The organism is Dictyobacter alpinus (assembly GCF_003967575.1).
Classification (GTDB): domain Bacteria; phylum Chloroflexota; class Ktedonobacteria; order Ktedonobacterales; family Ktedonobacteraceae; genus Dictyobacter; species Dictyobacter alpinus.
In genome coordinates this window covers 2,809,610-2,833,788 of the sequence record NZ_BIFT01000001.1, presented here as the reverse complement: position 1 = coordinate 2,833,788, position 24,179 = coordinate 2,809,610, and the positions used below count along the sequence as shown (strand labels likewise).

23 protein-coding genes and 1 tRNA gene are annotated in these 24,179 nt (G+C 48.6%); 15 read left to right on the top strand and 9 right to left on the bottom strand.

Annotation, left to right across the window (positions count from 1 at the left end; genetic code table 11):
• Positions 1-211: 211 nt before the first annotated feature.
• The 10 genes from EL633_RS11255 (at position 212) to EL633_RS11210 (ending at position 8,110) form a co-directional block, all read left to right on the top strand.
• Entirely contained in the window at positions 212-877 is a 666-nt protein-coding gene (locus EL633_RS11255; protein WP_126627270.1) for a CpXC domain-containing protein, read from the top strand.
• Positions 878-880: 3 nt separating this feature from the next.
• Entirely contained in the window at positions 881-1,366 is a 486-nt protein-coding gene (gene mog / locus EL633_RS11250; RefSeq protein WP_126627269.1) for a molybdopterin adenylyltransferase, read from the top strand.
• Between the two features lie 16 nt (positions 1,367-1,382).
• On the top strand, positions 1,383-2,303 hold the full coding sequence (locus tag EL633_RS11245; RefSeq protein WP_126627268.1) for a WD40 repeat domain-containing protein: 921 nt from the start codon (positions 1,383-1,385) through the stop codon (positions 2,301-2,303).
• A 174-nt stretch (positions 2,304-2,477) separates the two neighbouring features.
• Complete coding sequence (locus EL633_RS11240) at positions 2,478-2,927, top strand: hypothetical protein (protein WP_126627267.1); 450 nt, start codon at positions 2,478-2,480, stop codon at positions 2,925-2,927.
• 260 nt (positions 2,928-3,187) lie between these two features.
• Positions 3,188-4,114, top strand: a complete 927-nt coding sequence (locus EL633_RS11235) for a phosphate ABC transporter substrate-binding protein (RefSeq protein ID WP_126627266.1) — start codon at positions 3,188-3,190, stop codon at positions 4,112-4,114.
• Positions 4,115-4,204: 90 nt separating this feature from the next.
• Positions 4,205-5,170 carry a phosphate ABC transporter permease subunit PstC gene (pstC, locus tag EL633_RS11230; protein ID WP_161982082.1) on the top strand — a complete coding sequence of 322 codons (966 nt, stop codon included), beginning with the start codon at positions 4,205-4,207 and terminating at the stop codon, positions 5,168-5,170.
• A complete protein-coding gene (pstA, locus tag EL633_RS11225; protein WP_126627264.1) occupies positions 5,167-6,099 on the top strand; it encodes a phosphate ABC transporter permease PstA in 933 nt (310 codons plus the stop codon). The genes pstC and pstA overlap by 4 nt, the downstream gene beginning before the upstream one ends.
• A 58-nt stretch (positions 6,100-6,157) precedes the next feature.
• Positions 6,158-6,379, top strand: a complete 222-nt coding sequence (locus EL633_RS11220; RefSeq protein WP_126627263.1) for a hypothetical protein — start codon at positions 6,158-6,160, stop codon at positions 6,377-6,379.
• A gap of 159 nt (positions 6,380-6,538) precedes the next feature.
• Complete coding sequence (gene pstB, locus EL633_RS11215) at positions 6,539-7,330, top strand: phosphate ABC transporter ATP-binding protein PstB (protein ID WP_126629402.1); 792 nt, start codon at positions 6,539-6,541, stop codon at positions 7,328-7,330.
• 27 nt (positions 7,331-7,357) lie between these two features.
• Complete coding sequence (locus EL633_RS11210) at positions 7,358-8,110, top strand: response regulator (RefSeq protein ID WP_126627262.1); 753 nt, start codon at positions 7,358-7,360, stop codon at positions 8,108-8,110.
• Between the two features lie 109 nt (positions 8,111-8,219).
• Here EL633_RS11210 and EL633_RS11205 read toward each other — a convergent pair whose 3' ends face one another.
• Both EL633_RS11205 and EL633_RS11200 read right to left on the bottom strand, forming a co-directional pair.
• Complete coding sequence (locus tag EL633_RS11205) at positions 8,220-8,714, bottom strand: HIT family protein (protein WP_126627261.1); 495 nt, start codon at positions 8,712-8,714, stop codon at positions 8,220-8,222.
• A gap of 2 nt (positions 8,715-8,716) precedes the next feature.
• A complete protein-coding gene (locus EL633_RS11200; RefSeq protein WP_126627260.1) occupies positions 8,717-9,097 on the bottom strand; it encodes a winged helix-turn-helix transcriptional regulator in 381 nt (126 codons plus the stop codon).
• A 508-nt stretch (positions 9,098-9,605) separates the two neighbouring features.
• Here EL633_RS11200 and EL633_RS11195 point away from each other — a divergent pair.
• Positions 9,606-10,751: an ABC transporter ATP-binding protein gene (locus EL633_RS11195; RefSeq protein WP_126627259.1), complete on the top strand. Its 1,146-nt coding sequence runs from the start codon at positions 9,606-9,608 to the stop codon at positions 10,749-10,751.
• Between the two features lie 247 nt (positions 10,752-10,998).
• On the opposite strand, the gene EL633_RS11190 is transcribed toward EL633_RS11195, so the two are convergent.
• From EL633_RS11190 to EL633_RS11180, 3 genes are all read right to left on the bottom strand, one after another.
• Complete coding sequence (locus EL633_RS11190) at positions 10,999-11,511, bottom strand: hypothetical protein (RefSeq protein ID WP_126627258.1); 513 nt, start codon at positions 11,509-11,511, stop codon at positions 10,999-11,001.
• A gap of 161 nt (positions 11,512-11,672) precedes the next feature.
• A complete protein-coding gene (gene rho, locus EL633_RS11185; RefSeq protein ID WP_126627257.1) occupies positions 11,673-12,944 on the bottom strand; it encodes a transcription termination factor Rho in 1,272 nt (423 codons plus the stop codon).
• Positions 12,945-13,308: 364 nt separating this feature from the next.
• The gene (locus EL633_RS11180) at positions 13,309-13,806 is read right to left on the bottom strand and encodes a hypothetical protein (RefSeq protein WP_126627256.1); all 498 of its coding nucleotides are present in this window, start codon (positions 13,804-13,806) and stop codon (positions 13,309-13,311) included.
• A 573-nt stretch (positions 13,807-14,379) separates the two neighbouring features.
• On the opposite strand from EL633_RS11180, the gene EL633_RS11175 reads away from it, so the two are divergent.
• The 3 genes from EL633_RS11175 to EL633_RS11165 all read left to right on the top strand — a co-directional run bounded on the left by EL633_RS11175 (position 14,380) and on the right by EL633_RS11165 (position 17,415).
• The gene (locus EL633_RS11175; RefSeq protein WP_126627255.1) at positions 14,380-14,808 is read left to right on the top strand and encodes a hypothetical protein; all 429 of its coding nucleotides are present in this window, start codon (positions 14,380-14,382) and stop codon (positions 14,806-14,808) included.
• Between the two features lie 267 nt (positions 14,809-15,075).
• Positions 15,076-15,549, top strand: coding sequence for an FtsB family cell division protein (locus EL633_RS11170; protein WP_126627254.1), 474 nt, complete (start codon positions 15,076-15,078; stop codon positions 15,547-15,549).
• A gap of 657 nt (positions 15,550-16,206) precedes the next feature.
• Positions 16,207-17,415 (top strand): M20 family metallopeptidase, encoded by a 1,209-nt coding sequence (locus tag EL633_RS11165; RefSeq protein ID WP_126627253.1) that lies wholly within the window; start codon positions 16,207-16,209, stop codon positions 17,413-17,415.
• Positions 17,416-17,496: 81 nt separating this feature from the next.
• Here the strand turns inward: EL633_RS11165 and EL633_RS11160 are convergent, their stop codons facing one another.
• Positions 17,497-20,160, bottom strand: a complete 2,664-nt coding sequence (locus EL633_RS11160) for an NYN domain-containing protein (RefSeq protein WP_126627252.1) — start codon at positions 20,158-20,160, stop codon at positions 17,497-17,499.
• Between the two features lie 818 nt (positions 20,161-20,978).
• On the opposite strand from EL633_RS11160, the gene EL633_RS11155 reads away from it, so the two are divergent.
• Positions 20,979-21,170 (top strand): hypothetical protein, encoded by a 192-nt coding sequence (locus tag EL633_RS11155; protein ID WP_126627251.1) that lies wholly within the window; start codon positions 20,979-20,981, stop codon positions 21,168-21,170.
• 423 nt (positions 21,171-21,593) lie between these two features.
• On the opposite strand, the gene EL633_RS11150 is transcribed toward EL633_RS11155, so the two are convergent.
• The 3 genes from EL633_RS11150 to EL633_RS11140 form a co-directional block, all read right to left on the bottom strand.
• Positions 21,594-22,418: a PHP-associated domain-containing protein gene (locus EL633_RS11150; RefSeq protein WP_161982081.1), complete on the bottom strand. Its 825-nt coding sequence runs from the start codon at positions 22,416-22,418 to the stop codon at positions 21,594-21,596.
• Positions 22,419-22,959: 541 nt separating this feature from the next.
• Positions 22,960-23,034, bottom strand: a tRNA-Lys gene (locus EL633_RS11145).
• Between the two features lie 87 nt (positions 23,035-23,121).
• Positions 23,122-24,102: an AraC family transcriptional regulator gene (locus EL633_RS11140; RefSeq protein WP_161982080.1), complete on the bottom strand. Its 981-nt coding sequence runs from the start codon at positions 24,100-24,102 to the stop codon at positions 23,122-23,124.
• Positions 24,103-24,179: the final 77 nt, after the last annotated feature.

Below are 24,179 nucleotides of genomic sequence, written 5' to 3'. Positions count from 1 at the left end.
GTGATTTCAACAGGCAGGCAGATATAAGCAAACAATATGTTATACTTGTTAAAAGTTAAGATCCAATTTTCGTTTCGAGGGTTTTAACACCCATACCTTTTTGACATTGTCAGTATTCGGTAAAGCAGGACAGAAGAGTTATCATCATTATATCTCTGCTTAGTCCCGCTCATGGAATATTGTATTAGAAGTTACAGCGAAGAATTTGTCTATGTCACGTTCGACTACACACACATTTACTTGTCCTTGTGGACAGGTCTTTACTGGCCAGGCTTATGAGTACGTCAATGTCGCAGATGATGCACATTTGCGCTACGTGGTCCTGGCGGGGCTGATCAATGTTTCGACATGCCCCAATTGCGGGAGAAGAGCCGCGATCTCGATACCTTTTGTGTATTCAGATCCAGCTTATCAGCTCCTGGCGTACGTCCATCCACGTGCCGATGCACCAGAAAATGCTCGACTCATGATTCTGGAAAAGTTGCGCGATGTGTATATGGATGCGTCCAAGCTCCATGACCAACCTACCGCGACGGATAATGAGTCCGGCAGCAATAATGGTGGTCGGGTAGTTTCTCTATCGGCCTCAGAGGCCAGGGATATGCCACCGCTAAAGGTGGTCTTTGGACTGGAGCAGTTAGGCGAGTTGATTGCAGCCGAGTTGAGTCCCGAGGATCGCCTGGGACGACTGGCTTTGAGTACCCAGAGCCGTAGCGAGGCAGAGCGCGGCCAATTTCATGATATTACGCGCAAACTGGCCTCGGAGATGGGCTGCTGCATCGAGGTCGAGGATCTCCCCGATGAATACACCGTCTGGCTGTATGGATCACGCCGCCAGGTTGGAGCATTGATGCGTGAACTGGCCACACGAGGTTAAAACATGATCACAGTAGGTATACTTACTATCAGCGATGGCGCCGCAAAGGGTGAGCGTGAGGATTTAAGTGGCGCCCGCGCCCGTGAGATCGTCACAAGGCTGTCTGAAACAACTATCCAGGCACAGGACATTGTCCCTGATGAACAGGCTCAGATTTCGTCTGTATTGCGCTCCTGGTGTGATGAGCAGAAGTTGAATCTTATCATTACTACCGGTGGCACCGGACTGGCACCGCGCGATGTGACGCCAGAGGCAACGAAAGCCGTTATCGAACGCGACGCTCCGGGTATCGCAGAGGCATTAAGGAGTATCAGCCTGAAATATACGCCAATGGCGATGCTCTCACGCGGAGTCGCCGGCGTCCGTGGCCGTACCCTGATTATTAATCTTCCAGGTAGTCCAAAAGCCGTTCAGCAGTGTCTGGAATATGCCCTATCAGTCCTGCCACATGCGATAAACCTGATCATTGAGGGCCCCAAGGAACACTAAGGAACACTAAATTAGCATGCTCATACAGCACAGTACCGCCAGGGAGCCAATAACCTACACAGGACATACTGACAATGTCTTTGCGGTTGCCTGGTCTCCTGACGGAAACCGTGTGGCCTCTGGTGGCCGGGACAACACGGTACAGATCTGGGATCCCATCTCTGGCCGGCATCTTCTGACGTTCCGTGGTCATCCTGGCTGTGTGCTGGCGATCGCCTGGTCACCCAATGGACATTATCTGGCGACCAGTTGTACGGATGGATTTGTCCAGGTCTGGGAAGCAGAGACAGGCAACCTGCGCACAACGTATCGCGGCCACAGGCGCTTTGTACGCAGCGTCTCCTGGTCACCCGATGGCAGTATGATTGCTTCAGGTGGCGATTTTGGCGATAACTCGGTTCAGGTCTGGCGGGCCTTTGATGGACAAAGCATCTATACACACGGCGATCAATATCGTATCTTCTCCGCTCCCTGGTCGCCAACGGCAACATACATCGCCTCCGGTAGTTTCGATGAACGTGTCCAGATCTGGCATGCACAAAGCGGCGCGCCATTGCTGGAATATAACGAACACAAGGGACCCGTCTATGCCGTCTGCTGGTCTCCTGATGGCACCCGCGTGGCCTCAGCCGGACACGATCGGCAGGCACGGATCTGGGATGCCAGCAGCGGACAGACGCACCATATCTATCGGGAACATACGCATATCATCAAAACTCTGGCCTGGTCACCCAATGGCGAATATATTTGTTCAGCAGGCAATGATACACACCTGCACATCTGGTCCGCCCAAACCGGCCATAGTACAGCCATGCAAACAAACCAGCACACCCACTGGATCCGCGCCATTGCCTGGTCGCCCGACAATAAACTTATCGCCTCCACCAGCCAGAAAAGCGTCCACCTCTGGTCCTGGCAAAAAAGCACAAAAAACTAACGATCCCCAAAATAGGGCACCTTTGCATCTATTCCTCAACAATATGCGTACTAAAAAAGTGCTAAAAGTCTAAGCAATAACAGGGATAGGGAGGACATACCTCTGTGAGATAAACACATACATAGGAAGTCATCATCTACCATATCTCAAGAGGACAGTACGAAAGGAATTCATATGACAACATATCAGACAACACTTGTCGTAGGTATTTTTGAAAATGAGATACAAGCCAAGAATGCAGTTGACACCCTGCGTACCGCCGGACTTCATTATGATCAGGTTGGTGTGGCTATGAGTAGCTCGACCAATGCCACCCCTGACTTACAAGCCGATCTCATCAAGCTGGGTATTCCAGAGGAACAGGCAAAGTATTACGATAATGCATACTGGTCTGGCAAAATAGTTGTCTCCGTCCGTCCCGATGGCCAGGAGAATGAGACAAGCGATATTTTAAGTAGCAATGGCGCTCAAAGTTATGAGCCACAGGACAGTGTTGAAAACGCTCCAGTCGCCGAAAGTTCCACACCTGAACATGCCGCTACACCTGAAACATTTGAGGACAACCTTGATCAGGGCACTCATGATGAAGTCACCCCTTCTTCAACACAGACAGAAGACCAGTAAGCCAATACACGGCCTTATCATCAAAGTTCTATTCTCCCTATCACCAGCGGAGGAGCAGTATGCTGCTCCTCCTTTTTCTTTAAGCTAAACCTATCCCCAGGGATTTATTAACATTCACTTAACATATCCATAAAGCATGGTTAATCAGCAGGTGATATTTTTTAGACTGTATCAACAAGCCAGCACATACGATTTTCCTACAGCTCGACCGATGTAGCAAAAATAGATAGTATCGCCTTACAGAGGTGTCAGGAGTTGGGATGCTAAAGAAAATATGGTGTGTGGTCACTATGCTCGTAGTATCGATGGTAATGAGTATAGTGATCTGTGCCTGCGGTAATACAGATGCCAGCCAGTCCATTGCCGCTTCTAGTAATGGCACAACAAAATCTGGCTCACTGACCTGCTTCTCTGGTAATTTGCAGGTCACTGGCTCAACCGCTTTGCAGCCTCTGGCTAAAAATGTGGCGGCTGCTTATCAGCAGCAATGTAGTGGCGCGAATATTACAGTGGGCGGTGGCGGCAGTAGTACGGGTCTGAAGAATGCTCAGGATGGTAGCTCACAGATCGGGAATTCCGATATCTTTGCCAATAAGAGCCGCTATCCTGATCTGGTTGATCATCAGGTGGCGGCGGTGGCATTCTCAGTAATCATTAATGAGAATGTTACCAATGTGCGTAACCTGACCAGCCAACAATTAAAACGCATCTACTCGGGCCAGGCCACAAATTGGAAAGAGTTTGGTGGCCCTGATCTGCCAATTGTGGCGGTGAGCCGGCCAGCCGGATCGGGAACACGCGTGACGTTTGAAGAATATGTGTTGGGACAGCGGGAGAAGATTACCGGCAATCCTATTGCCAACGCGTCAGGTGAAGTTGCAACCACGGTCAATCAGACCGCTGGCGCGATTTCTTACATCGCATCGGATTATGCACGCAAGAATAATTTGAACGTGGTTACGCTTGATAATGTGGATGAAACAGCTGCGAACATTGAGAATAATAGCTACAAGTTCTGGAACATCGAGCACATGTATACGAAAGGGGCTGCCAGCGGTCTGGCTAAAGCCTATATTGATTATACGAAAAGCCCTGACACAGCGCCGTTACGCCGAAAACAAGGTTTCCTGGATATCTCAAAAATAAGTCAGGCAGCGCTCAAAGCCAAAACTCCCAAAAATATATAGTGCAAAGTATCATCTGGTCCATCGTTATCGTTTCTCAAGATAAAGAAACGATAGTAGATCAAGTTCAGCAAGAAAAAAAAGGACGGTTTTGTGGCAGATACACCATTTGTTGCCCAACAACTACAACAAAGCGGCAATGCCAGAACAAAGAAGAGCCGGCTCATCGATCGTAGTGCACGTGGCATCTTCCTGGTCTGTGCGGCATTGATCGTCGCCATTATTATTGGCGTATTCTTTTTTATCGGGCTGAATGCCGTGCGCATGTTTAGTGCGGATCCCCACTCGCTGAATTTCCTTTCCACTGTAACCTGGGATCCAGACGGAAATCTGGGTGCTCCTAGCTATGGGATGCTGGGCTTTATCCTGGGTTCGCTAGTAACCACGCTCCTGGCGGTCATCGTTGCGACTCCCCTGGCCTTTGGGATGGCACTCTTTATGACTGAGCTCTGCCCAGGCTGGCTAGAAAATCTGCTACGACCACTATTAGAGATTTTTACTGGTATGCCATCTGTGGTTATTGGCTTCCTGGCCTTGATCGCCATGGTACCTGTCATTCGCACCCTGGCCGGACCAATCACGCCGATTCCTGCTCTGGCGGGCTATGGCTGGGCCGCCGCAAGCATTGTATTGATCTTGATGATTCTGCCAACCATTATCAGTATCTCTATTGATGCCTTACGTGCCGTACCATTTAACTTACGCGAAGCCAGCTTATCCCTGGGCTCCACACGCTGGCAGATGATGAAAAACGCAATCCTGCCTGCGGCGACAACTGGACTGGCAACGGCGGTCATTCTCGGTATGTCACGTGCCATTGGTGAGGCATTGGCGGTAAGCCTGGTGCTTAAAGGTCAGACCTTGCCAGCCAACATCTTGACGCCTGCGATCTTCTTCCAGCCAAATGTTAATATGACCCAACCCATTGTGATCAATTTTGCCGAGGCGGTAGGAGCTGAACGCGATGCATACTTTATACTGGGCTTTCTACTCTTGATCATTTCGTTCCTCTTTATCTGTCTGAGCCGCTATATTGCCAGTAGGAGTGTCTACAAATGAGTGCACAGCAACATGTTTCTCAGCTACAGCCAGAGGATATCTATGCACAAAAAGTAGCTGCGCTTCAGCAGTTGACAAGGCGCTTACACAGCAATAATCGCTGGGCACTGGCAGTATTGTGGATAGTAGCAACTATTGTCACGCTGATTTTTATCTGGATCATCCTGCGATTATTGCTGCAAGGTTTTCCAGCCTTATCCAATCCTGGTTTCTATGCTCCTACCGGTGATGCATCCGTAGGGGCACAGATCTTTAATACATTTTATATCTTGATCCTGGCAGAGTTGATCCTGGTCCCGGTCTCTCTGGCGGCTGCCGTTTTCTTGATTGAATATGCACCGCAAGGTCGCCTGGTCACGGCAATCCATTTTGCCGCGGAAACGCTCTCAGGTGTTCCTTCCATTGTACTGGGACTGTTCGGCTATGCCTTCTTTTGCACCTTCCTGGGCTTTGGACTTAGCCGGATTGCGGGTGCGCTTACATTACTCTGCCTGAATTTTCCGAACACGCTACGCCTGTTTGAGAATGCTCTGGATGGGGTATCGCGTGAGCTACGTGAAGGTGGGCTGGCCCTGGGTGCGAGTAGATGGCGTGTCGTCCATACAGTCGTTTTTCCTTCTGCCATGGCTGGTATTATTACGGGCATTGTCCTTTCAGCCGGCAAAATCATTGGAGAGGCGGCGGCACTTATCTTTACGATGGGTGCCAGCAATCCGGCTAACGTCTTTACCCTTAATCCTTTTATCGGGAGCGATAATTTGACAATTAACATTTACAACATTCAGAGCACTGGTGGCGGCCTCACAAAGGCGGTGGCCGACACGGTCACGTCAGGCTCGGCCGCGCTACTCATCGTCATCTTACTGCTCATTAATTTAGTGGCGCGCTACGTTGGCAAGATCTTACAACGCTCAGTGACCATCACCTGATATTTATTGGACCCACACCCGTACACGTACGGGTTGCTATGACAAGAGGTAAGAGCTCATGGATCGTTCGTTGCATGTTGCGGCAAGGCCCCTCCTTTTTCCAGAGGGTGCCAGCATCTACTCACGCAAAGTGGCAAGAAGCGGACACATCTCATATGATGGGCGTCCATACTTTGTTAGTAAAGCATTAGCAGGCCAATACATTCACTTTGTAGTCAGCCATGATCGCTTAATTGTTGATGCAGCGATCCCATTACATAAAGAATACTCATTAGTTTAAGTCATCATACGATATGACACGATGTTTTAAGGAGTTATGATGGAACCATATCATTCACAGGATACAGAGGCCGGCTCACAAGCCAGTATATCTGCGACAAACAAAGAACGCCTACCTTTTCAGGAAAGTCATGAAGAGATCGAAAAAGAAGCCGCACATATGGGAAATTTCGATCCGACCCAGACGTTGAACAAACAAGCTGCGGTAAAGATCGATATCAAAGATACCAACTTTTTCTATGGCTCAAAACAGGCACTCTATGATGTATCCTTACCGATTCTGGATCGTCAGGTGACAGCATTGATTGGCCCTTCAGGCTGTGGTAAATCAACCTTTTTGCGCACCTTAAATCGTATGAATGATCTAATCCCTCGCACGCGCATCGAAGGCCGGGCTGATTTCGATAATTTCAATATCTACGAAAAGAAGACCGATGTTGTGCTGCTACGCCAACGCATCGGCATGGTGTTCCAGCGCCCTAATCCATTTCCTAAATCTATCTTTGAAAATGTGGCGTATGGTTTACGTGTACAAGGTAAATCCAAAAAAGTTATTCAGGAGCGCGTAGAAGCAAGTCTGCAAGGTGCGGCCCTATGGGATGAGGTGAAGGATCGCCTGAATACTTCGGCCCTGGGACTCTCTGGTGGTCAGCAACAGCGTCTGTGTATCGCTCGTGCACTGGCAGTTGAACCTGAAATTTTGTTGATGGACGAACCCTGTTCCGCGCTGGATCCAATTGCGACCCTGAAGATTGAAGAGCTGATTACAGAGCTTGTTAAGGAGTATACTATTGTAATAGTGACTCACAACATGCAGCAAGCTGCCCGTGTCTCACACTTTACTGGTTTCTTCCTGTCCGGCAAGTTAATCGAGTATGCACCGACAGTTCAGCTCTTTGAACGGCCACAGCAGAAAGCAACAGAAGACTATATCAGCGGCCGTTTCGGCTAAGCTATAAAAAGTACAGGGGATTTTCCTGTGGCACAAAAGATATTGGTTGTCGATGATGAAACAGTTTTATTGGATACGATCTCATATAATTTAGAACAGGCGGGCTATCAAGTCATCAGGGCGTCCGACGGCTTAATTGCTCTTGAGGCTGCCCGCAAAAATTCTCCCGATCTGGTGATATTGGATATCATGTTACCCGGCATCGACGGACTTGAGGTCTGTCGCCAGCTGCGCCGTGAACGCACAACGGCGACGGTTCCAATTATTATGTTGACCGCTAAAGCCGACGAGATCGATAAAGTGGTAGGATTGGAAGTAGGCGCGGACGATTATCTGACCAAGCCCTTCGGCCGCCGTGAGTTGCTAGCCCGTATACGTGCCCTGCTACGGCGAGCCGATTATCCAATCGCAAGGGAACGAGATAAAAAGCTAGCACAGGAAGCAGCAGCATTTGACGACGAGCAAACAGTCCCCAAAAGTAAAAATCTTATCTCTGGCGGTTTGTTGATCGATCAAGCAGGCCACCGGGTCAATAATCGGGGACAAAATATTGAGTTACAACCAAAACAATTTGATCTATTAACCTATCTGGTCCGCAATCGCGGCACTGTGTTGACGCGAGATCAGCTCTTACACAATGTCTGGGGCTATGATTACGCCGGCGATACCCGTACCGTTGATGTACATATTCGCTGGTTACGCGAGAAGCTCGAAGAAGATCCAGCCAGTCCAAAAATGATTCAAACGGTACGTGGGGTAGGCTATGTCTTTCGCGGATAAAATCTCCGCTCTGCTTCGCAGGACAAAAAAATGCTTGTGCGTTGTGGAAAAGTGTCGGTAGTACCGACACTTTTCCACAACGCACAAGCAAAAACTGAGCGCGCTACTATTATATTTTTGTTTCTGCCAGGGCCTGCAACAGCTTCTCATAAACAACATCCAGATGTTCAGGCATCACTTTAATATCCCCGATCACCGGCATGAAGTTTGTATCGCCATTCCAACGTGGCACAATATGATAATGGATATGCTCTGCAAATCCAGCCCCGGCGACTTTCCCCATGTTGATTCCCATGTTAAAGCCATCTGGTTTCATAGCCAGTTTGATGGCGCGAATGGCCCATTGCGCCTGATACATCATATCAGCCAGGGTCTCCGCACTTAGTTGATCAAAGGCACCAATGTGCTCATAAGGAGCCACCATCAGATGTCCATTATTGTAAGGATAAAGGTTGAGCATAATATAACAATGCTCACCCCGATGCAGAATATGATACTTCTTATCCTGCTGCGCGGCTGGCTGTGTACAAAAGATACAACCTGGCGCGGGCGCCTCTTTAGGTTCAATGAACGCCATACGCCAGGGTGCCCATAAGTTATCCATAGTTATTTTTTTTCGTCTGTCTCTGCTAACAAGGCAGGATCAATCCACCCTTCAGCCCAACTGTGAATTGCATCAGTAACTGGTTTCAGCGCATAGCCTTTATCAGTCAATTGATATTCAACTCGCACTGGAATCTGTGGATATACCACCCGTTTGACAATGCCCTCTGTCTCCAATTCCCGGAGTCGGTCACTCAAGACACGGTCGGATAGACCTTCCACCAGCGAAGTCAATTCACCAAACCGCCGAGGACCTTCCATCAGAGCATCTAATAACAATCCTGTCCAACGCTTACATATTACCTGTACAGCATGCTCATACCGTGGACACATGCTTGTCATAGCTGCTGCTGAGATCGTTTGTTCTGTGGTCTTCGTCGCCATAAGTACTTTGCCTACCATTTCCTATTCTCTTACTCTGGCGAGAGGAGGAATAGACCTATTGAATGTCAGTATACTCTCACGTATTTTGATGTGTTTCTTAGTATACCACGCTTTTGGCTCTAAGGCAAGTAACGTTACAGATAAAAAGTAAGCTCTAAATTGCCACCATTCAGCCCAGGTTAATGCCTGCGGCATCAACCTGAATGTATATGCGGGTTCAGGAAATCATCGGCTGCGCCGACGATTTCCTGAACCCGCATATACAGATGATCTTGTGGCATCCATCAGGATATATGTTCTAAAATCTTGCTTCTGGGCCATGATTCTACATCTCTTTTATAGTGTTGTGTCAAATTTTGCGCAGTGCGCAAAATTTGACACAACACTATAAAAATTAGTGAGGGCACTTTAGTGCCCGCGTACGGATGGACACTAACTATTGCTAAAACGAACATCCAGAGGCTAGTATAAAGAAAGGCATAAACAGGCAAGATTGGAGAATATCAGCATGCTCGATGTGGCACTCTCAGCCAGCTTTAATTCCTTCTCACTGGAAGTCGCATTTAAGGCTCAGGAGGGGCAAACAACGGTTCTACTTGGCGAAAGCGGAGCAGGAAAAAGCACAATTCTACGGCTCCTGGCCGGCTTACAACTGCCACAAAATGGTCATATACAACTGCATGATATAACCTATTACGATCATATCCAACACATTATGATCCCACCACAACGCCGACCCTTTGGGTATGTCTTTCAGGATTATGTGCTGTTTCCACATCTTACGGTCTTTGAAAATGTAGCCTTCGGCTTACGGGCCCAACGGCTCCCACGCGCCACCATCAGGTCCAGTGTGGCGGAAGCCCTTGAACGTGTACGCCTTCCAGATCTGGCACAGCGGCTACCCACGGAGCTCTCAGGTGGTCAGCAGCAGCGCGTCGCGCTTGCTCGTGTACTGGCTTTACGCCCCCAACTGCTGCTCCTGGATGAGCCTCTGGCCGCACTGGATGTACAGACCAGGCGTGAAGTACGACAGGAACTCCGCACGCTCCTACGCGAAATCTCGCTTACAACCTTACTGGTAACCCACCATTATCTGGATGGCCTGCTCTTCGGCGACCAGCTACTGGTACTGGATCATGGACGGCTGGTGCAGCAGGGAGACCAGCAGGAACTTCGTGAGTATCCTCGTTCTTCATATGTAGCGGAACTGGTAGGCGTCAACTTTTTCCGCGGCCAGCTGGTGCGCTGTGAGAACCAGACGACCTGTATCATTCACCTCGTGAACGAAACGGAATCCCATACCTCCACTGAGATAGTAGCCATGCTTAAAGAACAGGCCAGTCCTGAATCTGCGCCTCCTCTTCCAGCTCAAGAAGTATTTGTGGTAATCGATCCGCGCAGCATTACCCTCCATCATAACCAGCCTGAAGGCTCGGCGCGTAATGTCTTTTATGGCACAATTATGCATATAATCCAACTCGGCAGCCATGCCAGCGGACACGATGGTAAGGTACGTATCAGTATTACCATCGACCAGACCCGCTCGCCGCTTACAGCAGAAGTTACCGCCAGTTCAGCTGAACGGATGGGATTTCGCGAGGGTGAAGCCGTGTATGCAACCTTTAAGGCGACTGAGGCCAGTGCCTATCTATAATATTATTTGCTTCTGCTTCAGAGTCGGTTGGAGAAAGTTTAAGAAAAAGGAGTAGAAACACTGTTGTACCCATACTCGGTTTTTTCTTAAATAACGCCATGTGCAAGTTTTATCCCTCACACCTCGCACCTACGGCGCTCGCTTGTTTTGAGGAGGAAGATGGCGAGGCGGTCGCGACCGCCTCGCCATCTTCCTCCTCAAAACAGTGGGTATGTGGAAAACTTGCACATGGCGTCATTTAATATGCTTATTCGTGTACGGTCTCGCTTTGCCAGTTAGTGGAGTCTGGCATGGCCTGTTTCAAGGCTTCAGCCAGTCCATCAATGTCTGTGACATCATCCCGGTACACGGCCCAGGCTTTCGCTTTCTGGCCCGGCTCCGTCACTTTGCGATAGGCCGTCACACCAATTCTTTTACCATTAGGAAAAAACTCTTCTTTGATGCGCGCAATATTTTCCCAGGGTAGATCAATGACCTCACCACGTCGGCTGCGCTTGACAACAGATTGTGGGCTGACCGTGATCGTAAATGGTACTGGCGCGATCAAACGTAAATAATAGACGAAACCGGCCACAAAAAGCACGGCGGCAATACTGCTACCGATCACTGACGCATCGTTACGGCTGCTATGCTGATAGACCGCAATCCATAGGATCAGTGCCGTCACACCAATAATGCCGATAATGGTAACGAGACGTTTAAACAGGCTCAATCCTGGCCCGATAAATACTTGCTCATGTTCAAGTGAAGATGATGCCATATGAAGCTCTCCAAAAAATGTTCCCTATTTCCATAGCGTATTGTAGCAAGCAGGATCGGATCCTGCAATGGATACTACAAAAATACTCCACCTACATCGGTATAATCCAATACGGACACCGCTGATGCAGGTGGAATACAGTGAGTTGAATTTGTGGGAAATTACCAGATGTTTTTATTGAGCGTGGCTAAAAACTCTGTGTTGTTGTTTGTCTTGGCCATATGTTGGAGCAATGCTTCCGTTGCCTCTAAACTGCTCTTTCCGCTCTGCTGATCAGCCAGGGTTGAGAACATGCGACGCATAACCACAATTGAACGGAGAGTTTTGTCATCGAGGAGCAATTCTTCGCGGCGAGTACTGGAGCGTGCGATATCAATGGCGGGGAAAACACGACGCTCAGCCAACTTACGATCCAGCAACAGTTCCATGTTACCAGTACCTTTAAACTCTTCATAGATCACGTCGTCCATACGGCTACCTGTGTCTACCAGGGCTGTAGCAATGATTGTTAAGCTACCACCTTCTTCGATCTTACGGGCTGCGCCAAAGAAACGCTTGGGCGGAATCAAAGCACTAGGATCAAGACCACCAGACAGAGTACGGCCACTTGGCTGGACGGCCAGGTTATAGGCGCGGCTCAGACGTGTAATACTATCCAGCAGGACCACCACATCGCGTCCACCTTCTACCAGACGTTTCGCTCGCTCAAGCACCATCTCGGCCACACGTGTATGCGCTTCAGTTGGCTCATCAAAAGTGGAACTGATCACTTCGGCCTTCACTGAACGCTTCATGTCAGTCACTTCTTCTGGTCGCTCACCGATCAACGCAATCATCAAGTGGGTGTCGCTATAGTTTTCTGTGATGGAGTTTGCAATGGATTTCAGGAGGAGGGTTTTGCCGGCTTTAGGGGGAGAAACAATCAATCCACGTTGCCCACGTCCGATCGGGGCTACTAGATTGACCAGTCGTCCCGATATATTCGATGGGCCGGTCTCTAAATTGAACATTTCACGTGGGAAGATTGGCGTCAGATTATCAAAGTGGGGACGCCGTTTCGCAATCTCTGGATCAACACCGTTGATAGCCTCAACACGCAGGAGTCCGTAGTACTTCTCGTTGTCCTTTGGAGGTCGCACCTGACCGGATACCATGTCGCCTGTACGCAAGCCAAATCGACGGATCTGGGATTGCGAAACATAGACATCCATATTACCAGGCAGGAAGCGCTCCTGGCGAAGAAAACCAAAACCATCCTCCACGATCTCTAATACGCCAGCGCTAAAGATATTTCCTTGTTGCTCGGTATTGGCCTGGAGTAGTCTGAAGACGAGGTCTTGTTTCTTGAGGGTGCTGTAACCTGAGAGTTCGAGGTCGCGAGCGATGTCGCGTAACTCCGTAAGGGTTTTCGTTTCTAACTCAGCTATGTTCACGTTGTGTAAGGGCGCAGCAGATTCTTGAGGAAAACGCCCTTTCTCCTTTCTGCGGTTGAACCAGGATAGTTAATGGTGGGAAATTTACATATCGGGTCATGTTGAAATATTTACCCTGCTTGAAAGACTTGGATACAGGTGGCTTTGATGGTTGTTTTATAGAGGGCCAGCCATATGCCAAAGATTTGTATCAGGCGCCTTGCCACAAGCGGGAACCTGTGGACAATCTGCTCGGCACTATACGTATCTCTGAAGCTAGCTAGAATATACCACAGGCACTAAGGGATGTCAAGTGTGTCACCTGCATACTCCTGCGTCTATCAAAGTCAGGGAGAAGACTGGTAGTCGTGGCGCTGCCATTACTTTAACTATAGGGAGAGGTACCTGTCTCTTGAATACCTACCCAACCAGCAGCCCGTTGCATATCATAGAATGAATACCAGTACTTGTCAATCCATTCGTTACAACAACGTAGAGCAGCGCCAAGGTTGCGTTGCTCAAGCTCCCGATCAACTACTTTATTGGCGTGAGGATGTTTGTAACGCCTCGGCAATGGCGACCCGAAGCCGTGAATATAGTGTACTAATTCGTGTGCAATTGTCGTAATAAGCACATATTCTGGCACCTGCTGCATTTGCAATAACGTGTTTATACCAATAAACGTCACGGTTGCATCCAGTGACATCTTAATCAAGCCTAATCTACCCTTCCAGGGATAACTGTATGCGATAGTAATCTCGTTAAGTATGGGACTATCTGAGAAATAGCATTGCCATATCCATTGCAAATAATCGGTTAATTGATATCTGTCATCCGGTTGTGCGTATGAGGGATATGTGCTCATCATGATCGAAGCCACCATCTAAGGAACTCCTTCATATAAAAAATACCTATTAAGAGCATAGTACTTTGTCAAACTTCGTTTGATAGGGTGTTCGCCCGCTACGCGGGCGAGGAGGGGGGAGAGGTCGGGGGCACAGCCCCCGAGCCCCCAGTCAAGGGGCTCGCCGCCCCTTGCATCCCCGCTTTCCCATCCTATGATGTCTGACAGGCTAATAGGTATTGGAATTTTTGACTCGTAAATTTAGTATACCAGCGCAACCAGCAGGCTCTAATACATGACCATTTCCAAATATGTGCTCATTGTTAGCACTTTTCCATGCTAATTTTATTTCTGCGACAATGGACCGATAGTAAAGAGCAACATATGCAGTCTATGGTTACAATGGGTATTAAGCCAGAAAACGGGCCGAATAGCGTCAGCTATACGTCCTAAGCAGATTCTCAGAGTATTAAATCCTGCTTGAAGGATGATTAGATTTACCTTAAAACCCAACAGCATGAGCTCAAAAACATGTCATCTGACCCATGCTTTTTTGTACTCCTTCCGATATAATTCAACGTGTAGAGAATATATTAATAAGGAGGTATGCTCATGAACGCAACAGTTTGTAGAATAACTGATCTTGAATTAGATGTCTGTAACCATGCTGCTACAATCGATGACGATTATGGCACAGCTCCCATGATTACCGTATTACCGAAGCAACAACCTATCGATGAGGAAGAGCTTCTGCATTCATGCTTTGAAGAGGCTCTCAATGATCGCATTACGGGATCACATAATAACTGGCATCACTTGAGTGATGGTAGCCTGAATAGCATTCAGCGCGTTCCCGTTAATTACGCAACAGATGAAATCGTGGCGGTCACACCTGGCACTAAGCCACTCACCATGACCGATTCTTCTGACACAGTCCTGATATCAGGTCGGCACCACAATCTTATCTTCGTTTGCCTGGCCCTGACACTGATACTGATAGGTTTTGACATCATGGGACTTCTCGTTCTGTCCATGCGCTAGTAGCGAACCGTCAATATTCATCTCATAACTATTGCGGTCTCTCTATTAGCGCAATCATTTTACTGAGCATATCTCAGCTCCACCCCCTGAAGCCACATTACAGCCTCACCACTACTCCATCAACCTGCTTCTATCCTGCCACAATTCAGATGAAAAGGTCCTATCTTCTTATCTCATAAAACCATCTTCTAGCCAGATCAATGCTAAAATAAGAGGGAGTGATACTTATAGAGTGTTTAATACGTATATTACTTCAAAGGGGGTTATGTGCAAAGTCGTCCTAGAAAACCACAATTCGCTTCTCGTCCTGAGGGTAGTAATGCCAATGTAACATCGGCAATTGGCATGGAAGAAACCTTTGGTCGCTCACGAGCACGGCGTACGTCGCTTTTCACACGCACAATTATGTGGATCACTGGATTTGTTTGCGCCGCCCTTCTGCTTGGAACCTTTGCCCAGGCCTGGTCTAACAATACCTTAATCGCTGAAGTGCAGAAAGAACAAACAACACTCAACCAGGTTCGTAGCGACCATTCCAGGCTCCAGCAGAATGCCCAGCATTATCAGGATCCTGCCGTCATCGAAAATGAGGCCCGTCAACAAATGGGCTACATTCGTCCCGGTGAACAAGCAGTTGTTGTCATAGACGCAAATAATAAAGGACAAAAGAAAATTCAAGCACCCAAAAACACGGATTCTTCTCAGGGACACTGGCAAGACTGGTGGAAGATTTTCTTTTAAGCAAACCCATAATTTCAACTTTAGATTGAAAAACCCAACCACAAAGGACACCTGACGCCTCTTCTCAAGAGGGAGAAGAAAGTCATACCACCGTTTGAATTCCTTGACAGCATATGTATGATAAAAGTATAACGTAAGTATACTTTACGTTATACAAATTATACTTTTTGGAAGAGAAATGAACTCGAAACGTGTATACAAAGTAATAGCTCTTTATATTATTCAGCTCCAGTTTTGGCTGGAGCCACTTGAGCTTTTATTAAAAAAGACGCGTTTCGCACAGTAAGCCTAATACTATTACAAGCGGAACGCAACCAGCGTTCCGCTTTTTCTTTTTTTAAGGCAGGATTGTATGGCATTGGCTTTGGCTTTAGTTATAGGAGCATGATCTTCTTACCCTCTGACGAGAGTAGTTGTTCTCCACTCGCGTGGTATCGATGGTGATCCACCATTTATGGCGTGGCCGGAATGATACCAGCCACGCAAAACCAAGCCAGACCAGTGGTTATGTAGGGGATGGGATAAGGTTGGTAGCACTTGCCAGTAATAGAGGGGCAGCGGCGACAAGATCTAACCGGGATCACAGTGTACCATCCATGAGCTCGGCACGCTCCAGTAAGGGGACGGCCGAAGATATCATTATGAGTAGGAGTTATTATGAGTACGCAATCTTTGGTGTCGGGAGAAATTTCTCTAGCTGATCAATCACCTGTACATCGGGTGGCGACCTATGTACAGGAACACTTAACGCGCTATGTTCATGAGCTAACGGACCTGTGTGCAATAGATTCTGGCACAATGAATAAACCTGGGGTGGATGAAGTGGCTCTCTATCTTGCAGGACGCATGCGCGGATTAGATATGGATGTTACAATTTTTGAAAATGAAAAATGGGGTAACGATGTCTATGGCGTCTTACAGGGCACGGGTAAGGGTATAATAGTTCTACTTGGGCATATGGATACTGTCTATCCTTTGGGGACTGCGGCCGCTCGGCCGGTACGTGTTGAAGAGGATATTATCTATGGTCCTGGTACGATTGATATGAAGGGCTGTATTCTCTCCGCCATCTACGCAATAGAAGCCTTACAAAGTATTCATTATCATGATTATGCTGAAATTCGTTTTCTCTGTGTCTCGGATGAAGAAATCAGTGATCGTCATAGTAAAGACACAATTCAACAGGTCTGCACCGGCTGTCATGCAGCCCTTGTATTAGAGGCGGCACGCGAAAATGGTGATCTGGTTAGTGCACGCAAAGGTGGTGCATGGTATAAATTACGGGCTCATGGTCATGCCGCCCACGCTGGTGTCGAACCAGAAAAAGGCTCAAACGCGATCCTGGAATTATCTCATCAAATTGTCCAGATTCAACGCTTAAATGGCTGGCGCGAAGGACTGACCATCAATACTGGTCGCATTCAGGGTGGTATCGCGGCTAACGTTGTGCCTGACTATGCGGAAGCCTGTATCGATGTACGCTTTGCGAGAACCGAGGATCGGGTCGCATTGGAGCAACACTGGCAGGAACTACTACAAAATACCCTGGTACCAAATGTTCGCGTGGAACTTGAGATTGATCCCGATGGTCGCGACCCTATGGAATGCACACCTGAAAATCTAGATGTGGCACGACGAGCCCAGGAGATTGCCCATGAACTCGGCTTTGAGGTCCATCATGCGCCAACCGGTGGTATTTCAGACGCCAACTATGCCTCCGGCTTTGGTTATCCGGCCCTCGATGGTCTGGGGCCTGTGGGAGGTCTGGATCATAGTCCTAATGAATATATGGAAAAGGATAGTATCGCGCCACGCGCAGCGCTGCTGGCAGGCTTGATTGCTTCAATTGGTTCAACCGGGCATTAATTCTTTTTTTTAAGAAGAGAGGGATAGGATGTGCGCTTGCACATCCTATCCCTCTCTTCTTTTAGCAATTGTTAGTACGGATCAGACACGAATCTCTTCAAGCATTGACAGGTTAATGAAGAGGTCGCAACTCTGACGCAAGGTCGCAGACATAGCTTCGTCAAATGCGGCGACTTCCACACGCACACCGTGGTCGGAGCAGTAGTCGAGCATTGGCATAAAGTCGCTATCTCCACTAACCAGGACGATGCAGTCAACGGCTCCTCCGTCAACCAGGCGTACAACATCCATACACAGATCCAGGTCCAGGTCGGCTTTCTTGGCGCCACTGGAGAAGGTCTTGTAGTTCTTAGTGGTAATACGATAGCCGAGTCCTTTTACGGCCTGCAAGAACATCTGCTCATCACCAGCCTGAGGACTGGTTGGGCAGTAGGCATGCGCACGGATCAGGCGGCGATTACCGCGCAGGAAGTCGAGCAGTTTGCCAAAATCTACTCCCATACGTAGGGTACGGGCAGAATAGAGCAGGTTCGCCACATCGACAAAGACGCCTACACGCTCAGTGGAGGGGAAAGGCGGCAAGGTCACCGACACATTGGTTGGAGCCTGGCTGATACGGCGGAACTCGGTAACCATGCGATCGGTCTGCGTTTGCAGGGCCTGGGAAACGACATTGGCAAATTGATTGATAGCGGCAGTAGACAAACCATTGTCCGCTGCACGCGCTGATGGATACAACGAAGGGGTTGGGGTTGGACGAGCTTCCGCACGCGTGTTGCGACCATCGCGTGTCATTACACTACCACGCGCAGGCGAGGGCTCGGGTCCCATGAATGGTCCAGTCACATCATTTCCTTGATTCATCTGACTAACAGTATAGCCAGAAACAATGGTATAAGTTTGATTGTCAATATCGGTATTATGATTATCCGCTGCCGCGGCGGGTGTGCGTGCGGGAGCGGTCGGCATCGGAGCAGGTGGTACGATCGGTGCCGGTGGTACATTGATTTCCTCAGGCGCATGGGTACTACTCTGGGTAGTATGAGTTCCTGCATTGCTGGATCCCGAGCGATGGCGACGACGGCGACGTGAACTCGCTTTCTGGAGTTCTGAGTATTCCAATGGTGGCAAGTCCTCTGGCGCCACATCTGCTTTGCTATCACTGGGCTGCTCAACCGCTGGCGCAACACTCTCTACCACGGGCTCTTGCGCGGCAGCCGGCTGTTCTTTCTGGCTGTGGCGACGGCGTCCGTGCGATTCCGTTGGCTGGCTGGCTGGACTACTCTCAGCTTCCTGAGTCGCATTATGATTATTAGTATGCTTCTTATGATTGCTGGTCTGTGGCTCAGGAGTTTGGACCGCGTTCGCTGGCTGCTCGGCAGTCTGGCGCACTTCTTCCGTACGCTGGTTATTGGCAGCTGGCTTCTCTTCAGCTTTTGGCTGATTTGGTGTCGGCGTACTCTGCGCGGCACGAGATGGTGACTGGACGTTGCTAGCGGCTACGCTGGCCGCTGGACGGTCAAAGCGATAGCGACGAGCTGGCCGTGGGGCTGGTGCCTCAGGAGCCGCTTCAGCGGGCGCATCTGATTGCGCAACCGGGGCCGGACTCTCTTCAACGGCTGGGGTCTGCTGCTGCTCTTCACGTATATGGCGTCCAAAGCTATGACGTGGTAAACGCAAACGTGATGCTGGACGCAAGAGTGGTGAAACGGGTCGTGTCACAGGTTTTGGTTCTTCTTCACTTTTCACTGCTTCAGACTTCTCCTCTGACTCCACTGCTAACTCCTGGTTGACTTCGGAAGTCTGTTCAGACTGGGAAGCAGCAGTGGGAGCTTCAACAGTTGAGGATTCTGGGGTCGTGCTCGCTTCTTCCTGACTTCCACCCTGTATAAGGTCGGAGGCAGCTGAGCTTAAAATGGATAAAGCCTCAACCTGAGTATCGCGCAATGTGGCTTGTAAGGCCGCTTCGGCCTGTCTGAATTCTGCGATAAAATCGGTAAATGGTCGTACTTCTTCAGCCTTTGCCGCATCTATAATTCCAGAACCTTCTACATAGGGGAAGGTGGTATCGGCAATTGGAAGTTCCTGTGAGCTCGTCTTCTCTTCTACAAGGGCTGCTTCTGGTAATACTTCCTGCACTGGTTGGGCTTCTTCTTTGGCTTCGGGCTGAACTGACTCATCAGTCGCATCCTTAGTGGCCTGGATCTCGGGCGTGCTTTCAGAAACATCCTTATTCTGTTCTGGCACAGATTCGTTTGTTTCAGAGGTCGAAACGACAGGCTCGGAAGCCTGCTCATCGTCAGCATTACCTGACACTTCGGCCGGGGCACTATCCGTTACAGTTGGGGATTCTGGTTCTGACGGAACTTCACTAGTTGACTCTTCTTGCTCGCTAGCAGCAGCTTCCTCTACTGGCGAATTGTCAGAATTGTCAGTGGACTCCAAAATTGATATAGGTGCATCGCTAACCTCTATATGCTCTGAAGGATCAGAAGCAGCCGGTACATCTATTGTTGTCTCTTGCTCAGATGCACTGGTTGTTTCAGTTACAGGCTCATCATGCTTAGCAGCAGAATCTGCCTGCTCCTCCGAAGAGGATCTTGCTTCGACATCAGTCTCAACAGATGTGTCAGCGGCTTCAGATGCGGCGGAGGCAGCTATCGTCTCATTTTCGGAGGCAGACGGATGCTCCACGACGGATGCATCAACGTCGCTATGTTCATGATGCGAATGTTGCGTTGTCACTAAGATCTCCAGTCTCAGTCGCTACGAACCGGAGCGCAGGTTACTTCCGTAGAATATTATCGACTGAAGACAGTTGGGGCGAATAGGTGTTTCTATTCAAACCTTTAACCAACTTGAGGTCAATGCACTTTTCTCATGGGCGGTACAACAGAACTCTTGTCCCGGCGAATTTTACAATTCCGCCCCGTCATTATCCTCGGCTGTCTTTTCACGCTGCGCACTTCTACACAATCCCGGTTCGGTATTGCTGTTGTCAATGCCGTTTTTGTTTTTAAGTCTGGCTGTACACCACCATCGAACGGCGCAACGCCGGTGGGCACAGGACGAACGTCGGAAGCGTTTACCGCGTTCGACATGAACGCTGTTGGCACATGACGATTGTCTATACTGGCCGCTTGCTGACAATATCTTTAATTGCGCACTTTTAGCGGTCGGCGTGTAGCAACACGCAATAGCAATAATGCATTTCACAGCGATCACATTGGCAAGGACCGCCGGCAAGGCAAATGCCCAGATGCTCATATAAGATAATAGTCTGATAGCCAGTACAATGACATGTTCTGGGCGAGCCTGTAAACCCTTTTTTTACACTCAATTCCTCATCCCGCAGCACAAGTTTTGGTATCGCTGACCATGAGAGAACCAGCAAAATGGCCTGGTAAATGAAAACGACCATCCAGGTTTGCTCATGCGGAGCAGGCCAAAGTGTATCTTGAAGGCCTGGATGCTGCAACGCATATATAAGCAGCCCAAACAGGATGATGCTCTCAGCTTAACGGTCAGGCGTCAAATTGTAAAATGCGCCAAGGGTTGTGGCAGTGTCAGGGTTACAAGCCAACACTCCGTTGAATATGTCCACGATGTCCGCAAATAGTACAGGTAATATTCCCACAAATATATATCTGGATCATCAACAGGACTACCACAATGCTCTGCACCAGTCCACTACCAGTCAATATGCAGGAAGTTACATCAAGCCGAGCCAGCATCTGGATCATCAATGCGACTAATTATCCGGCTCCTTGCTGTACATGTCTGCTAAACATACTCCTATTGTACCACACTTAGGGTTGATGGGACTAGTAGTTTGTCACTATAGATTTGCAATGGATGACTATGATCATGTATTATTGCGCAGAAACCTTCTTGCCACAAAAAGTCCTCCCCACGTTTCAGATCTCCCTATGCCCTATGCAGGCACCAGTTCTCAATCACGCCTAGTTCGCGCCCTCACCCATGTCCCCTGACGGGGACATGCTTATGTATGTAGTGTGTTTTTGCAATAACGCGCGAAACGCGCGTTATTGCAAAAACACACTACATACATAAAGTAAGGGCACTTTAGTGCCCGAGTGCGCCCTCGAATACAAACAAGAAAAAAAGGGTGTAGATAGAGCTCTATCTACACCCTTTTTAATTTTTAAAGCTAAAAATTAAGCAATGGCTGGACGACGAGCTTCGCGCAACTCCTTATCCTTCATAATATAGCGAACCCAGTGATAATAGGCTTGCATATCCCACATCTTGCCACCTGGTGCGCTGGCCGCCTGCTCAATAGCAGCACGAACCTCAAGGGCCGTCTTACCCTCAAACCAGGTAACGCCACTACCAATAGCACTCAAGGTATGAGCATCACTATTACCCAGTTCTGGCAAGCGATATACCTCACGATTCGTGCCCATAGCAATATAGTTAGCATAGATACCACAGAAACTGGCGTTCCAGGTCTCGACACCATCCAACCAGACATCCTTAGATGCATGGATGCGATCCATAACGGGACGCTGACAGCTATGACGGAAGAAGCGATGCAACGGATGCGCCACAACAGCCAATCCACCTTGATCATGGATCATATCAATGCTGCGCTCCATACTGAAGCCATCAGGAACTTTCTTCTCCAGAAATAATCCCAGCAGATGGCCTTCAGTGGTGGTGACTTCTTCACCTACTACAAAATCAAAGCGATACGAGCCCTTGGACCAGATATCCCGCGCCCTGAGCGCCCCCTCAATAACATCGTGATCAGTTAGAGCAATCACATCCAGGTCAGTATTATTTTGCACATGCTCAAGAATTTCTTCGATAGTTGCGCAACCATCACTATAAGTACTATGCATATGCAAATCCGCCTTGCCATGCTTGCCACTATATAGCGCCTGCTCGCTCGTCATCTTACGGCGTTTTTTCAGCATCGCAGTACCATGGCTTACATTCTCAGGATCAATCTTCCCTTGATCGCGTTTGCTTGTCAACATGTCTTTCCTTTTCTGCTTCGGCCTGTGTTGGCTGAGTACTCTTGCGTACGCTTCATCCTTGCCTGACACTGATAGACACATCTTTTTATCAAAGCCTTTCGATCCACGGCTCCGATTATTCCTCTTCCTCATCACTTTTAGAGGCTTACAGGCCCGCTATCAGTATACAGGTTCTATTCACACACTACCACAGGTACGTTAAACTTTCGAATTAAAAATTTGTAATTTTCTGTTAAATTTATGTGTACCCACAACACTGCTCTTACACCTACGTTCAGGGAATAGTCTGCATACATAATAATCTGATCGAAGAGAGGAGCAGGGGCAGCAGTTTTTCGTATCAGGTATTTCGCTGATTCCACATTGCCTTTAATCAATATAGAACCTTGTAGTGGTTAAAGAGAGCCTGGAAATCATGTCCCATAACTCTAAGAAGCAACATATAAAGATGTCTTTATATTGTATGTTTGGTTTCAGATCGTGTCAAGAAGATAGGAAAAGCGGCTAAAAAAAAGCTTCCTTTGTGTTCAAAGGAAGCTCATGGTGGGTGACCAGGGACTCGAACCCTGAACCTAGCGATTAAGAGTCGCTTGCTCTACCATTGAGCTAGTCACCCGTGTCTTTCGTGAGGCAAAATGATAATAGCATATTGTCCGGTTCTCGTCAAGAGGTTAAGTTGGTCTATTTTGCGGGCTTGCAGCGGTCATTCTGGTTGGGCTTGAAAGCTACGGCGATAGGCGGTAGGCGTAGAGTGAAAGGTTGAGCGAAATACCCGTGCTAGCTGCGCACTATCCCGATAACCAACCTGATGAGCGATCTTTGTCGTAGTGAGTGTGCTGGTCCTTAACAGGGTCTGGACGCGCTCTAGCCGCAACTGCTTGATGTAGGCTGCGGGCGACATACCGACTTCCTGAGAGAAGATTTCGCTGAAACGGCTGGGTGAAAGAAACATCTGTGCCGCCAGTTGTGGTACTGTCAGGGACTCGTGGAAGTGTTCTTCGCAAAAGTGCACGACACCTGCTAGCCCCATTTTTTGCTGCAGATCTATGTCTGACGCTTCTGCCGGTTCGCTTTGCCAATTGTCACTTCCCTGCTCACCCTGCCAGCGAGCCACGTGAATAAGCATGCGCAAAAATTGGTTCTGCGTTAACAGGGTTCCGTCAAGAGTATCAGTGGAGAATTCACGGCAGATTTCATTGATCTCTTGCTCTATCTCGCGATGCTGTTCTGGCGATAAATGTAGATGATGATCGATTCTGGTTTCACACGTTGCCGCCTGCTCATCAGGCAGGACAAAAAGTTGCCAGAAACCGGAGAGAGCTCGTAAAGCTGCCTGTTCGGTCATGGAAAATAAGTGTGGCTGAAAGTAAAAGGCGTGAATGATTAACTGGGAGTACTGCCGATAGGCATGAGTGGTGCCTGGAGGAAGGACATAGACGTTTCCTCGGGTAATGGCATACGGCTGGTTGTTGATAAGGTGCACACCACGACCACCCTGCACCACATAAAACGCATAGAAATCTTCATGTTTATGCAGTCCAGTATCCGTCCCTTGCCCATAAAATTCTTGTCGCGCACACAGCGGCAGTTGTGGATGCATGGCCAAACTGGAGAATAAACAAGACTGTAAATCTTGCTGGGATGAGACAGGATGTTTATAGTGCAATCGGACCGACGCATGCATTGATTTCACTCCTATCGGCGAAAATGCCAAAACCATTCTTCAAAATGCCAAGCAAATCAGGCGCTTTTTCCTTATCA

What these genes read in the sequence shown, in the direction of transcription:
- EL633_RS11190 (WP_126627258.1), bottom strand. Translation starts at nt 11,511, where the DNA reads ATGGCATCATCTTCACTTGAACATGAGCAAGTATTTATCGGGCCAGGA.
- mog (WP_126627269.1), top strand. Translation starts at nt 881, where the DNA reads ATGATCACAGTAGGTATACTTACTATCAGCGATGGCGCCGCAAAGGGT.
- pstB (WP_126629402.1), top strand. Translation starts at nt 6,539, where the DNA reads ATGGGAAATTTCGATCCGACCCAGACGTTGAACAAACAAGCTGCGGTA.
- EL633_RS11245 (WP_126627268.1), top strand. Translation starts at nt 1,383, where the DNA reads ATGCTCATACAGCACAGTACCGCCAGGGAGCCAATAACCTACACAGGA.
- EL633_RS11205 (WP_126627261.1), bottom strand. Translation starts at nt 8,714, where the DNA reads ATGGATAACTTATGGGCACCCTGGCGTATGGCGTTCATTGAACCTAAA.
- EL633_RS11195 (WP_126627259.1), top strand. Translation starts at nt 9,606, where the DNA reads ATGCTCGATGTGGCACTCTCAGCCAGCTTTAATTCCTTCTCACTGGAA.
- EL633_RS11140 (WP_161982080.1), bottom strand. Translation starts at nt 24,102, where the DNA reads ATGCATGCGTCGGTCCGATTGCACTATAAACATCCTGTCTCATCCCAG.
- EL633_RS11255 (WP_126627270.1), top strand. Translation starts at nt 212, where the DNA reads ATGTCACGTTCGACTACACACACATTTACTTGTCCTTGTGGACAGGTC.
- EL633_RS11165 (WP_126627253.1), top strand. Translation starts at nt 16,207, where the DNA reads ATGAGTACGCAATCTTTGGTGTCGGGAGAAATTTCTCTAGCTGATCAA.
- EL633_RS11180 (WP_126627256.1), bottom strand. Translation starts at nt 13,806, where the DNA reads ATGGTGGCTTCGATCATGATGAGCACATATCCCTCATACGCACAACCG.
- EL633_RS11220 (WP_126627263.1), top strand. Translation starts at nt 6,158, where the DNA reads ATGGATCGTTCGTTGCATGTTGCGGCAAGGCCCCTCCTTTTTCCAGAG.
- EL633_RS11235 (WP_126627266.1), top strand. Translation starts at nt 3,188, where the DNA reads ATGCTAAAGAAAATATGGTGTGTGGTCACTATGCTCGTAGTATCGATG.
- EL633_RS11240 (WP_126627267.1), top strand. Translation starts at nt 2,478, where the DNA reads ATGACAACATATCAGACAACACTTGTCGTAGGTATTTTTGAAAATGAG.
- EL633_RS11150 (WP_161982081.1), bottom strand. Translation starts at nt 22,418, where the DNA reads ATGTTGACAAGCAAACGCGATCAAGGGAAGATTGATCCTGAGAATGTA.
- pstA (WP_126627264.1), top strand. Translation starts at nt 5,167, where the DNA reads ATGAGTGCACAGCAACATGTTTCTCAGCTACAGCCAGAGGATATCTAT.
- EL633_RS11175 (WP_126627255.1), top strand. Translation starts at nt 14,380, where the DNA reads ATGAACGCAACAGTTTGTAGAATAACTGATCTTGAATTAGATGTCTGT.
- EL633_RS11200 (WP_126627260.1), bottom strand. Translation starts at nt 9,097, where the DNA reads ATGGCGACGAAGACCACAGAACAAACGATCTCAGCAGCAGCTATGACA.